Below are 12,498 nucleotides of genomic sequence, written 5' to 3' on the forward strand. Positions count from 1 at the left end.
ATGGAATCGCCCAGAGTCGCGCAAGGACTTCACGCGGGCACCGGTTCGCGGTCGGGCACGAACTCGCCTCTCGAGCGCCTCCGCATACCGCCCAGGACCATCAGCGCGAGGGCGGCGAAGACCCAGGCGGCGAGGACGGCGAGCGGGCCGGCGCCTCCGGCGCCGTCGAAGTACGCGGCCGACCGGAGCAGGGTGGCCGACGCACCCGGCGGCAGGTACTGGCCGATCGTCCCCCACGGCTGCGGCAGCAGCTCCGGCGCCGAGGTCGCCGCCGACAGCGGATTGCCGAGCAGCAGCAGCGTGAGCCCGCCGAGGCCGATTCCGGCGCGGCCTATGGCGGCGGCCAGGCCGACGACGGTGCCGGTCACGGCGAAAAGGGTCAGCGACATGACCCCGGCGAGCGTGACGTAGGGGCCGGGAAGCAGCGACAGCCAGCCCTGCGCGATCCACGCGACGTCCAGCCCGCCCAGCACGGCGAAGATCGCCGTACCGGCGGCGCGCCAGGCGAGGGACGGGAGGGCGAACGTCAGCAGCACCGCGGCCGCGAGCCCGGACATGACCAGCGGGAGCGCGAGGGCGCCGAAACCGGCCCCGCGGGGGTCGTCGGCGTCCACCGCGACGACGTCCTGGACGGGCGCGGAGGCCGGTGCGCCCCCAGGCCGGAGCTCCGCGGCCATCGCTCCGAGCTGCTGGGCGACCAGGGGCGAGGCGGCGGAGGCGGTGAGCACCTTCGGGCCGGACGGCGCCGTGACGAGGGCGCCGTACGCCTCGCGATCGGCGATCGCCGCCCGCGCGGCCGCCTCGTCCGGACGGACCCGCACGTCGAAGGCGCCCGGCCGCCGGCGGTCGAGCGCGCCCGCGACCGCGGCGGCCTGCGGGCCGGTCACGACGATCGGGACGTCGCGCGGCTCCGTCCGCGCGGCGGGCCACGAGAAGGCGACGATCATGATGAGCTGCAGCAGCGCCGCGCCGACGGCCGCGCCCATGGCGCGGGCGGCAGGGGAGGACCGCACGATCTCCTCCAAAAAAACGAATGTCCGTTCTCTTTTGACCCGCCAGAGTCGCACCGCGCTCTGGGCTTGTCAAGAAACGAACGTTCGTTTTATATTGGCGCCATGCCGAGAGTCAGCGAGGAGCACCTGGAGCGCCGCCGCCGCCAGATCCTGGAAGCGGCCCGCACCTGCTTCATCCGCAAGGGCATCCACGCGACGTCCATGCAGGACATCTTCGCCGAGGCCGGCCTCTCCGCCGGTGCCGTCTACCGGTACTTCAAGAGCAAGAACGAGATCGTCGAGGCGAACATCGCCACCGTGGTCGGCGACCTGCACGCGTTCTTCACGGCGCTCGCCGAGAGCGACCCGCTGCTCCCGGTCGACGAGATGGCCGAGCGGCTCGCCGACCACATCGTCGCCCTCTCCGGCGAGAACGGCCCGCTCCGGCTCGCGCCCCAGGGCTGGGCGCTCGCCATGCACGACCCCGAGATCGCCGCGTACGTCGCCGACAACGTCATCGGCCTGCGCGACACCTGGACCCGCTACATCCGCCGGCTGGTCGACGCCGGCCTGCTCCCCGCCGACACCGATGTCACGGCCGCCGGGAAGACGCTGTTCGCGCTCTTCCCCGGCTTCCTGATCCAGCGCCTGCTCCTCAAGGACTTCTCTCCCGAGGACATGCGGCGCGGGGTGAAGGCGCTGACGCGCGACAGCATGTTGACTCTCACGGTCTGACCCGCACCCGCCTCCCGAACCCCGGCCGCGCCCACCCCCCGCGCGCCGACCGCGCCCGCACACCGCGCCGACCGCGCCCAGCGTGTGGTAAGGCGACCGGAACAGGACGCTGACCTGCGTCTTCCGTTCATTTCAGGCGTATCCACGGTTACCATCACGACACGTCCGCCCGCACCGCGACCGGGGAATCCTCCGCCGAACCCGATCAGCGGTGTCCTGAGGCGGTCGCGTTTTGGACTGCAGGACAGAGAGCCGGGCGTTTTAACATTCCATTACTTTCGGCGGGGAGTGTGCATGCAGACGGAAGAGCACGACCGCGCGGCGCGGCGCATCGGCGCCCTCTTCGCGCTCGGCGCGGTCGTGTCCGTCGCGGCGTCCCTGGTCATCGGGGGCCGCCTCCCGTCCGAGCAGCGGATGGTGTGGTGGCATCCCGAGATCCTGGTGGCCCTCGCCTGGACGCCCGTGGGCGCCGTCCTGCTGCGCCACCGGCCGGGGCTGAAGGTCGCCTGGCTCATGGTCGGCGCGGGGTTCAGCGCCTCCCTCTACGTGCTCTCGCTCAACCTCGGCCCCTGGTTCGAGCTGCACCGCCTGCCCGGGGCCGGGTTCGTCCAGTGGCTCGGAGTCTGGCTGTGGGCCGTTGACACCTACGCCCTGACACTGGTGCTGCCGCTGATCTTCCCGGACGGGCGGCTGGTGTCGCGGTGGTTCCGTCCGGCCCTCGCCCTCGCCTGCCTCGTCCCGGTCGTCGTGTGCGTGCACCTGACGATCGACCCGGACGTGCGCCGCTGGCACAACGGCGTCTCGGTCTACCCGTTCGACCGGATCCCGCTCCCGATCAGCGTGGTCATCGTCACCGCCCTGGCCGCGGGGCTGTTCTCGGTGGCCGTGCGGTTCGTCCAGGCGCCGCCGGACGTCCGGCGGCAGATCGCCTGGGTGGTCTATCCGGGGATCGTCGCCGAGGCGATCATCTTCGTCGGCGAGAACAGCCCGATCGGCGACCCGCTGCGCGACCTCACCATCGTCGCCGTCCCCATCTGCATCGCCATCGCGATCACCCGCTACCGGCTGTACGACATCGACCTCGTGGTCAGCCGGACGCTGGTGTACGCGGGCCTCGTGGTCGTGATCACCGGCGTGTACTTCGCGCTCGTCGGCACCGCGAGCCTGCTCGCGCACGGCCGGGGCACCCTCGCCGGGCTCGCCGGGGCGATCGTCGCGGGCGCGGTGTTCGAACCGGTCCGGCGGCGGCTCCAGCGCACGGTGGACGGGTTCATCCACGGCGAGCGCGACCCGTACCGGATCGCCGACCGCCTCAACCGGCGGCTGCAGACCGCCGCCAACCCCGGCGCCGCGCTCGCCGTCGCCGCCGAGGTCGCGCGCTCGGCCCTGCACGCGACCGGCGTCACGATCGAGGTGCTGGACCGCGACGGCCGGAAGATCGCGGCGGAGGACGGCGTGCTCGGCGACCGCCCGCAGCTCATCCCGCTGGTGTGGCACGGCGAGCCGGTGGGGCGGCTGCTGTTCGGCGTCACCCGCACCCCGGACGCGCGGCTGTCGAACGTCCTCGCCCGCAACCTGGCCGAGCTGGCGAACGCGGCGCGGCTCGCCGCGGACGTCCAGCGGTCCCGCGAGCACATCCTGCGCACGCGGGAGGAGGAGCGCCGCCGGCTGCGCCGCGACCTGCACGACGGCCTCGGCCCGACGCTGGCCAGCCTCGCCATGACGGTGGACGCCGCGCGCATCACGCTCAAGACCGACCCGGAGGCGGTCGACGGGCTGCTGGAGGAGCTGCGCGCCACCATGGGGCGCACCATCGGCGACATCAGGGAGCTCGTGTACGGCCTGCGGCCTCCCGCTCTGGACGACCTCGGGCTGGAGGGCGCGATCCAGGCGCTCGGCGGCGTCGTCGCCTCCGGGGACGGCCCCCAGGTGGACGTGCGCGTCGTGGGCGACCTGAAGGGCCTGCCGGCCGCGGCCGAGGTCGCCGCGTACCGGATCGTCCAGGAGGCGCTGACGAACGTCCACCGGCACGCCAAGGCGGGCCGCGCCGAGGTGCGGCTGCATCTGAACGGTGATCTGCACGTCACGGTCGACGACGATGGTGTGGGGCTGCCCTACCAGGTGCGCTCCGGCATCGGCATGTCCTCCATGCGAGAACGCGCGGCCGAACTGGGCGGATCATGCACGGTGGGGCCCGGCCCCAAGGGCGGGACCCTGGTCCGCGCCAGACTGCCGGTCAACGGCGTCTCGTCCTGAGGGCTCCCCCGAGAGCCCTGAGGTGCCGCACCCTCCGGGTGGGAGGGCCGGTGACCGCCCCCCGCCAAGAAGGTCGCCACCGGCCCTCAGGCTCCGTACGGCCCCGGGGCTCCCATCCCGGTCCATACGGGCCATTCACCAGAGGGTGTGCAAGAAAGAAGTTATGCGGGGGAAGGTCCCGCTGGAGAGGGACCGTTGTCCCGTCTGTGCCGGGACCGGGAGCGGCACCCGTACCAGTCCAGGTCGGAGGGAAGGCCGGTCAGATCCAGCCGGGCCGGGTCTCGCCCTCGGCGACCAGGACGGCCGGGCCCCTCAGGTGGCTGGTGTCGCCGTCGAGGACGACGGCCACCCGGCCGCCCGGGACGTCCACGGTCCACTCGGCGCCGTCGAAGGCGCCGCGGGCCGCGGCCGCGGCGACCGCGACGGTCCCGGTGCCGCACGACCGCGTCTCGCCGGAGCCGCGCTCGTACACCCGCATCTCCACGTGCCGCTCCCCGACGCTCCGGAAGAACTCGACGTTCACCCCGTCGGGAAAGGCGGCCGGGTCGAACCCGGGGGCGCGCGACAGGTCCAGGGCGGCGACCGGCCCGGTGACGCGGCACGCCAGATGGGGGTTGCCGACGCTGACCCGCTCGCCTGCGAAGGCCGCCCCCGCGAGGGACGCCTCCCCTGGACCGAGGAGTTCGGGCAGGCCCATCTCCACGCTGACGTCGCCGGACGGGCCGAGCGACACGCGCCGCAGCCCCGCGCGGGTGGCGACGTCCCACTCCCCTGCCGGGGCCAGGCCCGCGTCGACCAGGTAGCGGGCGAAGACGCGCACCCCGTTGCCGCACATCTCGGCGATGCTGCCGTCGGCGTTGCGGTAGTCCATGAACCACTCGGCGTCGGCGTCGAGCTCCGCGGCCTTCGTCCGGACCACGCGCAGGACGCCGTCGGCGCCGATGCCCGCCCGCCGGTCGCAGAGCCGCGCGACGGCCCGCGGCGTGAGGTCGAGGACGCCGTCCGGATCGGGAAGGATCACGAAGTCGTTCTCGGTGCCGTGCCCCTTGACGAACCGCATGCCCCCGATCATATGGGGTCCGCCGTCCCCCGGCTCACCAGCGCCAGGGCGCGATCGACCAGGTCCGGGGCGTCGTAGGGGAGCCACTGGACGCGCGGGTCGCGGCGGAACCACGACTCCTGGCGGCGGGCGAAGCGCCGCGTCGTCCGGACGGTGTCCTCCCTGGCCTGGTCCTCCGTCCACTCCCCCGCGAGGAACCGCAGCACCTGCGCGTAGCCGAGGGCGCGCCCGGCGGTCAGGCCGTCCCGCAGGCCCCGCTTCTCCAGTTCCCGGACCTCGTCGACCAGGCCCGCCTCCCACATCCGCTCCACCCGCAGGGCGATGCGCTCGTCCAGCTCGCCGCGGGGCACGCTCAGCCCGATCTGCACCACGGAGTCATAGCGGTACCGGTGCTCGGGCAGGGTCGCGGTGAACGGGCGGCCGGTCATCTCGATCACCTCCAGGGCCCGCACGATCCGGCGGCCGTTGCTCGGCAGGATCGCCTCCGCCGCCGCGGGGTCGAGGCCGCGCAACCGCTCGTGCAGGGCGCCGGGCCCGACGCGCTCCAGCTCCTCCTCCAGGCGCCCCCGCAGGGCCGGGTCCGTGCCCGGGAACTCCAGGCGGTCGAGGGCCGCGCGGACGTAGAGCCCGGACCCGCCGACCAGGACCGGCAGCCGCCCCCGGCCCCTGATCTCGGCTATGGCGTCCGCGCTGAGCCGCTGGTACTCGGCGACGCTCGCGGTGACCGTCACGTCCCACACGTCCAGGAGATGGTGCGGGACCCCGCGCATCTCGTCCGCCGACAGCTTCGCGGTGCCGATGTCCATGCCGCGGTACAGCTGCATCGAGTCGGCGTTCACCGCCTCGCCGTCCAGGCGGAGCGCCAGCTCGACGGCCAGGTCGGACTTGCCGGCCGCCGTGGCGCCGACGACCGCGATCACATGCGGGGCATTGGGTGGGGTCACGGGATCGATTGTGGCAACAGAACGGGTATGGCCGGGATGAACGGGCGCCGCACCGGCCCGGCGGCGCCGAACGGGACGAGGGATCCGGGGGGATTCGATGTCCATCGTCGACAAGGTCAAGCAGATGCTCGGGCAGCACTCCGACAAGGCCAAGGAGGGCGTGGAGAAGGCCGGGGACAAGTTCGACCAGCGCACCGGCGGCAAGTACGCCGACAAGGTCGACCGCGTCCAGGAGCAGGCCGAGAAGTACATCGACCGCGGGGGCGGCGAAGGCGGGCAGCCCGGGCAGCACGGCGGTGCGGGGGAACAGCCCGGACAGCCGGGGCAGCCGGGGCAGCCCGGCGGCACGGGGGAACAGCCCGGCGGCACTGGCGGGCAGCCCTACTAGGCGGGCCCGCCTGCCCGTGACCAGCCCGCCACCAGGTAACCGACGCCGTAAGGGGCCTCGTCGGTGAGGAGTTCGCCCGTGAACGCGTCGCCGTCCTGAGCGGCCGCACCGGCGAGCACCTGCCACGCCGCACGCCCGGCCGCCCGGACGGCCCGGGAGAGCTCCGGATCGAGGGCGGCCAAGGCCCCGGCGTCGGCCTGCCCGAGCGCGCGCGCCACACCCTCGTCGTACGGGGCCGCGCGCTCATCGAGGTAGCCGGGAGCCTTCTCCGAGCGGCATGCCGAGCCGTCCCCCATCACCAGAAGGGCGACACGGTCGGCCGATTCGGCGAGTTCACGTCCCAGCGCCAGGCAATCGTCAGGAGAGGCGTCGAATCCGACGGCCTGGTAGCGCGCCCCTGCGCCCAAGCCTTGCCGCTCCAGCAGCCAGAACCCGATGGTGAGAGAGAGGGGCAGCGCCTCGGCATCGCGCTTGACCCGGGTGGGGATCGTCCAGTCGAGGCCGTACCGGCGCAGCGTGGCGTAGGCGTCACTCCCGTACGCGCGGGTCTCCGGCCCTCCCCCGACCACGATCAGGGCGTCCGCTCCCGCCAGGCCGCGGACGGCCCGGTCGCAGGCGCCCCGGAGCGCGTCCAGCTCCGGTGCCGCCTCCCCCGCCATCTCCGGAATGAGGAGGGGCGGATGCGGGCACACCGCCGCCGATACGAGCACGCTGCCTCCTTGAGGGCGGGCCGGCCGCCGGGGACCACCCGATCATGCCGGAGTTCAGGGGCGGGTCGAGCAGCCCGGCGCGGGCGCGGCCGACGCGGCCGGCCGCCCGATCGACGGCATGCCCAGCGACACGCCCCTGGCCCCGCCGCCGCCGCCCTGGCGGGCCTCCCACGCGTCGCCCGCGCGCGTGCGGCGGACGCCCAGCGCGGGCTTGTCGGCGACCAGGTGGTGCGGCGCGGCGTAGGTGACCTCGACGGTGACCATGTCGCCGGGGCGGACCGGCTCCTCCGGCGCGCTGAAGTGGACCAGGCGGTTGTCGGTCGCCCGGCCCGAGAGCCGGCGCGTCGCCTCGTCCTTGCGGCCCTCACCCTCGGCGACCAGTACCTCCAGGGTGCGGCCGAGCTGCCTGCGGTTCTCCGCCCAGGAGATCTCCTCCTGCAGCGCGATGAGCCGCTCGTACCGCTCCTGGACGACCTCCTTCGGCAGCTGGCCGTCCATGGTCGCCGCCGGGGTGCCGGGGCGCTTGGAGTACTGGAACGTGAACGCCGACGCGAACCGGGCCTCCCGCACCACGTGCAGGGTCTCCTCGAAGTCGGCCTCGGTCTCGCCGGGGAAGCCCACGATGATGTCGGTGGTGATCGCCGCGTCCGGGATCGCGGCCCTGACCTTCTCGATGATTCCGAGGTAGCGCGCCTGCCGGTACGAGCGGCGCATCGCGCGCAGCACGCCGTCCGACCCGGACTGCAGGGGCATGTGCAGGGACGGCATCACGTTGGGCGTCTCGGCCATCGCGGCGATCACGTCGTCGGTGAAGTCCTTGGGGTGCGGCGAAGTGAACCGGACCCGCTCCAGGCCCTCGACGCCGCCGCAGGCGCGCAGCAGACCCGCGAACGCCGACTGCCCGTCCCGGGTCATCGCGCGGACGTCGTCCGGCGCGGCGGACAGGGCGCCGAAGCCCGAGCCGTAGGCGTTGACGTTCTGCCCGAGCAGCGTGATCTCCAGGGCGCCCTCGGCGACCAGCGCCTCGACCTCGGCGAGGATCTCCCCCGGCCGGCGGTCGCGCTCCTTGCCGCGCAGGGACGGGACGATGCAGAACGTGCAGGTGTTGTTGCACCCCACGGAGATCGACACCCAGGCGGCGTAGGGCGACTCGCGGCGCGTCGGCAGCGTCGAGGGGAAGGTCACCAGCGACTCTTCGATCTCGACCTGCGCCTCGCTCCGCACCCGTGCGCGTTCGAGCAGCGCGGGCAGCGACCCGATGTTGTGCGTGCCGAACACCACGTCCACCCAGGGAGCGCGCTTGACGATGGTGTCGCGGTCCTTCTGCGCCAGGCAGCCGCCCACGGCGATCTGCATGCCGGGATGGCCGTCCTTGACGGGCCGCAGATGGCCGAGGTTGCCGTAGAGCCGGTTGTCGGCGTTCTCCCGCACCGCGCAGGTGTTGAAGACCACGACGTCGGGCTCGGCGTCCACCGCGCGGACGTACCCGGCCGACTCCAGCAGCCCCGACAGCCGCTCGGAGTCGTGGACGTTCATCTGGCACCCGTAGGTACGGATCTCGTACGTACGCGGTGCCGTCTCCATAGGCGCACTCATGACAGTCATCAAGGGTACGGGCCCGCCGTGACATGGCCGAACGGACGGCGCACCGCGCCGCCAGCTCTGATGATCACTCTCCGCCACGGCCGGACCCCGTCCGACGTGGGTATTCGTGATCGTATCGGTACCGCAGGGCAACTCGGGCAGCGCCGGCGATGACGTAAAGTCCGAGCCCATGACGGACAGCGAAAGCGGGCCCGAGCTCACCAAGACCGGGCCGGAGGTCTCCGCCCCGGAGCCGGCCGCCGCAGGTGACCGGCCCCTCGTCGTGGTCGAGCACGTCAACAAGCATTTCGGCGAGCTGCACGTCCTCAAGGACATCAACCTCACCGTGGACTCCGGTGAGGTCGTCGTCGTGATCGGCCCCTCCGGCGGCGGGAAGTCGACCCTCTGCCGGTCGATCAACCGGCTGGAGCCGATCGACGACGGCAAGATCCTCGTGGACGGCAAGGAGCTGCCCAAGGAGGGCAAGGAGCTGGCGAGGCTCCGCGCCGACGTGGGCATGGTGTTCCAGTCGTTCAACCTGTTCGCCCACAAGACGATCCTCGAGAACGTCATGCTCGGGCCGATCAAGGTCCGCAAGCAGGGCAAGCAGGAGTCGCAGAAGCACGCGATGGAACTGCTCGACCGGGTCGGCATCGCCAACCAGGCGCACAAGTACCCCGCTCAGCTGTCCGGGGGGCAGCAGCAGCGGGCGGCGATCGCGCGCTCCCTGGCGATGAAGCCCAAGGTGATGCTCTTCGACGAGCCGACCTCGGCGCTGGACCCGGAGATGGTCAACGAGGTCCTGGACGTCATGACGGGACTGGCCCGCGAGGGCATGACCATGATCGTGGTCACGCACGAGATGGGTTTCGCGCGGCGGGCCGCCCAGAAGGTCGTGTTCATGGCGGACGGCCAGATCGTCGAGGAGAACACCCCCGACGAGTTCTTCACCAACGCGCGGACCGAGCGCGCGAAGGACTTCCTTTCCAAGATCCTCACGCACTGAGCCGCGGGGCTCCGGCAGAGAGCAGAGGTAGGACGAAAATGCGAGTACGTCGTTTCGGCGCCCTCATCGGGGCGGGGATGGCGCTGTCGCTGGCGCTCAGCGCGTGCGGCAGCGACACCGAGAAGACCGAGGCCAAGACGGTCGTCCAGAAGGCCAAGGACGACAAGAAGCTGACCATCGGCATCAAGTTCGACCAGCCGGCCCTCGGCCTGAAGAAGCCCGACGGCAGCTACGACGGCTTCGACGTCGACGTCGCCAAGTACATCGCGAAGTCGCTCGGCGTCCCCGAGAACGGCATCACGTTCAAGGAGACGACCTCCGCCAACCGCGAGTCGTTCCTCGGCGGCGGGCAGGTCGACCTCGTGGTCGCCACCTACTCCATCACCGACGCGCGCAAGTCGCAGGTGACCTTCGGCGGCCCGTACTACGTCGCCCACCAGGACACGATGGTCCAGGCGAACAACACCAGCATCAAGAAGGCCACCGACCTCAAGGGCAAGAAGCTCTGCAAGGCGGCCGGCTCCAACTCCTTCCGCCGCATCACCGAGGGCCCGCCGGACGGCAAGCTCAACATCAAGGGCGTCACCCTCGTGGACGCCTCCAGCTACTCCGACTGCGTCGCCAAGCTGAAGTCGGACGCGGTGGACGCGGTCAGCACCGACGACCTGATCCTCGCCGGCTTCGCCAACCAGCAGAAGGGCGCCTTCAAGGTCATCAACGACCCCTTCACCGACGAGAAGTACGGCGTCGGCCTCAAGAAGGGCGACACCGAGACCTGCGAGGCCGTCAACAAGGCCATCGCCCAGATGTACTCCGACGGCACGGCCAAGACCCTGCTGGAGAAGCACTTCGCGGGCACCGGGCTCAAGCTCGTCACGACCGCGCCGCAGATGGAAGGCTGCGCCTGATCCTGGGCTGAACATCGTCACGCCGGGGCCTTCCGGGGAAGGCGTACGCGTCTCCCCCGGGGGGTCCCGGTGATGGCCCGACCCCTTGGACCGCCATGGAACAGCTGAGCAATGTTTGACTTCGGCGCGTTTTTCGACAACTTCGACAAGATCCTCGACGGGTTCTACGCGACCGTGCGGCTCGCCGCCCTCTCCGCGGTCCTGTCCCTGCTGATCGGCACGGTTCTCGCGAGCTTCCGGGTCGCGCCGGTTCCGCTGCTGCGCGTCATCGGCACCACCTACGTCAACGTCGTGCGCAACACGCCGCTGACCCTGGTCCTGCTGCTGTGCAGCCTCGGGCTCAACGACGTCCTGGCTCTGCAGTTCTCCGACAACCCCCCCACCACGTACTACTGGTGGGCGGTACTCGGCCTGTCCGGGTACACGGCGGCGTTCGTCTGCGAGTCGCTGCGGGCGGGGATCAACACCGTGCCGCTGGGGCAGGCGGAGGCGGCCCGCTCGATCGGGCTGACCTTCACCCAGTCGCTGCGGATCATCATCCTCCCGCAGGCGTTCCGCTCGGTCATCGCGCCGCTGGGAAGCGTCCTCATCGCGATGATCAAGAACACCACCGTGGCCTCCGCCGCGAGCTACGGCGAGGCCGCCGCGGTCACCAAGGACCTGCTGGACCTGCCCTCGTTCACCAGCGGGGCGCTCCCGCTGTTCATCGGCGTGGCCATCGGCTTCATGATCCTCACCCTGCCGACCGGATTCTTCTTCGGCTGGCTGCACAAGCGGATGGCGGTGGCCCGATGAGCCAGGAAGCGACCGTCCTGTTCGACGCCCCCGGGCCCCGGGCGCGCGCGCGGAACAGGGCGGTGACCGTCGTCACGACCGCCGTGCTGCTCGCCCTCTTCGCGGCGCTGATCTGGCGCTTCGACGAGCGGGGACAGTTCGAGAGCGAGTTGTGGACCCCGTTCCTCAAGTGGACGGTCTGGGACAAGCTGATCCTGCCCGGCCTGTGGAGCACCCTGAAGGCCGCGGCGGTGGCGTCCGTCCTCGCGCTCCTGTTCGGCGTGGTGTTCGGCCTCGCCCGGCTGTCGGACCACTGGTGGCTGCGGGTCCCGGCCGGCGTCGTGGTGGAGTTCTTCAGGGCGATCCCGCTGCTGATCCTGATCTTCCTGGCGTTCTTCGTCCCGAACAAGATCAGCCCGGTCATCGCGGATTCGCAGTTCGGCACCCTGCAGCGGGTGCTGGTGGACAACTTCTTCTCGATCTTCGGCGTGGAGATCAACGCGGGGACCATCACGGTGCCGGCGTTCGCCGCCGTCGTGTTCGGGCTCGTGATGTACAACGGCTCGGTGCTCGCCGAGGTGGTGCGCGCGGGCGTCCAGTCGATCCCGAACGGGCAGTCCGAGGCGGCCTACGCGATCGGCCTGCGCAAGAACGGCGTCATGCGCCTGGTGCTGCTGCCGCAGGCGGTCACGGTCATGATGCCGGCGATCGTGAGCCAGCTCGTGGTCCTGCTCAAGGACACCGCACTCGGGTTCATCATCGCCTACTCCGAGCTGCTGTCGGCGGGGTTCCGGCAGGTGCCCGCCAACTACCACAACAACAAGCTCCAGGCCGGCATCGTCGTCGCGATCATCTACATCGCGCTCAACATGCTGGTGAGCCGGCTCGCCACGTGGCTGGAGGCCCGGGGACGCCGCAGCCGCAAGACGGCGGGCAGGACGATGGGCGGTGACGTCGGAGCCCCGCCCGCTCCGGGCATGGCCGCGGCCGGCCAGATCGGCGGGGGCGCGGCACGCCTCTGAGTGCCACCGGGCCCCGGTCTGACGCGTGAGGGGTGCCGCCGGAGTCCGGCGGCACCCCACCCCCGGCCCGACCCCCGCCCCCAGGTGGTGACGCCGGGGATTAGGGCGCCGGGGGTGGG

Annotated in this window: 12 protein-coding genes; 7 read left to right on the forward strand and 5 right to left on the reverse strand. The window is 71.7% G+C overall.

The window, feature by feature from the left end:
• Nucleotides 1-29: 29 nt before the first annotated feature.
• Nucleotides 30-1,013, reverse strand: coding sequence for a hypothetical protein (locus ABWI07_RS27935; RefSeq protein ID WP_353820277.1), 984 nt, complete (start codon nucleotides 1,011-1,013; stop codon nucleotides 30-32).
• Between the two features lie 102 nt (nucleotides 1,014-1,115).
• Between ABWI07_RS27935 and ABWI07_RS27940 the strand changes: the two genes are divergently transcribed.
• Together ABWI07_RS27940 and ABWI07_RS27945 are read left to right on the forward strand one after the other, a co-directional pair.
• Nucleotides 1,116-1,727 (forward strand): TetR/AcrR family transcriptional regulator, encoded by a 612-nt coding sequence (locus ABWI07_RS27940; RefSeq protein ID WP_353820278.1) that lies wholly within the window; start codon nucleotides 1,116-1,118, stop codon nucleotides 1,725-1,727.
• Between the two features lie 294 nt (nucleotides 1,728-2,021).
• Nucleotides 2,022-3,983, forward strand: a complete 1,962-nt coding sequence (locus tag ABWI07_RS27945; RefSeq protein WP_149257641.1) for a sensor histidine kinase — start codon at nucleotides 2,022-2,024, stop codon at nucleotides 3,981-3,983.
• A gap of 259 nt (nucleotides 3,984-4,242) precedes the next feature.
• On the opposite strand, the gene dapF is transcribed toward ABWI07_RS27945, so the two are convergent.
• Together dapF and miaA are read right to left on the reverse strand one after the other, a co-directional pair.
• Complete coding sequence (gene dapF / locus ABWI07_RS27950; protein ID WP_149257642.1) at nucleotides 4,243-5,043, reverse strand: diaminopimelate epimerase; 801 nt, start codon at nucleotides 5,041-5,043, stop codon at nucleotides 4,243-4,245.
• 8 nt (nucleotides 5,044-5,051) lie between these two features.
• Nucleotides 5,052-5,963, reverse strand: coding sequence for a tRNA (adenosine(37)-N6)-dimethylallyltransferase MiaA (miaA, locus tag ABWI07_RS27955; protein ID WP_353820283.1), 912 nt, complete (start codon nucleotides 5,961-5,963; stop codon nucleotides 5,052-5,054).
• A gap of 121 nt (nucleotides 5,964-6,084) precedes the next feature.
• On the opposite strand from miaA, the gene ABWI07_RS27960 reads away from it, so the two are divergent.
• Nucleotides 6,085-6,375 carry an antitoxin gene (locus ABWI07_RS27960; protein ID WP_353820279.1) on the forward strand — a complete coding sequence of 97 codons (291 nt, stop codon included), beginning with the start codon at nucleotides 6,085-6,087 and terminating at the stop codon, nucleotides 6,373-6,375.
• Here the strand turns inward: ABWI07_RS27960 and ABWI07_RS27965 are convergent.
• Nucleotides 6,372-7,085, reverse strand: coding sequence for a class III extradiol ring-cleavage dioxygenase family protein (locus ABWI07_RS27965; protein ID WP_353820280.1), 714 nt, complete (start codon nucleotides 7,083-7,085; stop codon nucleotides 6,372-6,374). The genes ABWI07_RS27960 and ABWI07_RS27965 overlap by 4 nt on opposite strands.
• A gap of 54 nt (nucleotides 7,086-7,139) precedes the next feature.
• Nucleotides 7,140-8,669 (reverse strand): tRNA (N6-isopentenyl adenosine(37)-C2)-methylthiotransferase MiaB, encoded by a 1,530-nt coding sequence (gene miaB, locus ABWI07_RS27970; protein ID WP_235036587.1) that lies wholly within the window; start codon nucleotides 8,667-8,669, stop codon nucleotides 7,140-7,142.
• 283 nt (nucleotides 8,670-8,952) lie between these two features.
• Between miaB and ABWI07_RS27975 the strand changes: the two genes are divergently transcribed.
• From ABWI07_RS27975 to ABWI07_RS27990, 4 genes are all read left to right on the forward strand, one after another.
• Nucleotides 8,953-9,675, forward strand: coding sequence for an amino acid ABC transporter ATP-binding protein (locus tag ABWI07_RS27975; protein ID WP_235036635.1), 723 nt, complete (start codon nucleotides 8,953-8,955; stop codon nucleotides 9,673-9,675).
• A 38-nt stretch (nucleotides 9,676-9,713) separates the two neighbouring features.
• Nucleotides 9,714-10,583, forward strand: a complete 870-nt coding sequence (locus tag ABWI07_RS27980; RefSeq protein ID WP_149257648.1) for a glutamate ABC transporter substrate-binding protein — start codon at nucleotides 9,714-9,716, stop codon at nucleotides 10,581-10,583.
• Nucleotides 10,584-10,694: 111 nt separating this feature from the next.
• Nucleotides 10,695-11,378, forward strand: a complete 684-nt coding sequence (locus tag ABWI07_RS27985; protein WP_149257649.1) for an amino acid ABC transporter permease — start codon at nucleotides 10,695-10,697, stop codon at nucleotides 11,376-11,378.
• Nucleotides 11,375-12,379, forward strand: coding sequence for an amino acid ABC transporter permease (locus ABWI07_RS27990; RefSeq protein ID WP_149257650.1), 1,005 nt, complete (start codon nucleotides 11,375-11,377; stop codon nucleotides 12,377-12,379). Before ABWI07_RS27985 ends, ABWI07_RS27990 begins: the two co-directional genes overlap by 4 nt.
• Nucleotides 12,380-12,498 lie beyond the last annotated feature (119 nt).

The sequence above is a fragment of the Actinomadura sp. NPDC000600 genome, from assembly GCF_040492135.1.
In the GTDB taxonomy this organism is placed as follows: Bacteria; Actinomycetota; Actinomycetes; order Streptosporangiales; family Streptosporangiaceae; genus Spirillospora.

Bases quoted from the DNA above. Each gene is read 5' to 3' on its own strand.
- miaB (WP_235036587.1), bottom strand. From the start codon at position 8,669: ATGGAGACGGCACCGCGTACGTACGAGATCCGTACCTACGGGTGCCAG.
- ABWI07_RS27960 (WP_353820279.1), top strand. From the start codon at position 6,085: ATGTCCATCGTCGACAAGGTCAAGCAGATGCTCGGGCAGCACTCCGAC.
- ABWI07_RS27990 (WP_149257650.1), top strand. From the start codon at position 11,375: ATGAGCCAGGAAGCGACCGTCCTGTTCGACGCCCCCGGGCCCCGGGCG.
- ABWI07_RS27940 (WP_353820278.1), top strand. From the start codon at position 1,116: ATGCCGAGAGTCAGCGAGGAGCACCTGGAGCGCCGCCGCCGCCAGATC.
- ABWI07_RS27945 (WP_149257641.1), top strand. From the start codon at position 2,022: ATGCAGACGGAAGAGCACGACCGCGCGGCGCGGCGCATCGGCGCCCTC.
- ABWI07_RS27985 (WP_149257649.1), top strand. From the start codon at position 10,695: ATGTTTGACTTCGGCGCGTTTTTCGACAACTTCGACAAGATCCTCGAC.
- dapF (WP_149257642.1), bottom strand. From the start codon at position 5,043: ATGCGGTTCGTCAAGGGGCACGGCACCGAGAACGACTTCGTGATCCTT.
- ABWI07_RS27980 (WP_149257648.1), top strand. From the start codon at position 9,714: ATGCGAGTACGTCGTTTCGGCGCCCTCATCGGGGCGGGGATGGCGCTG.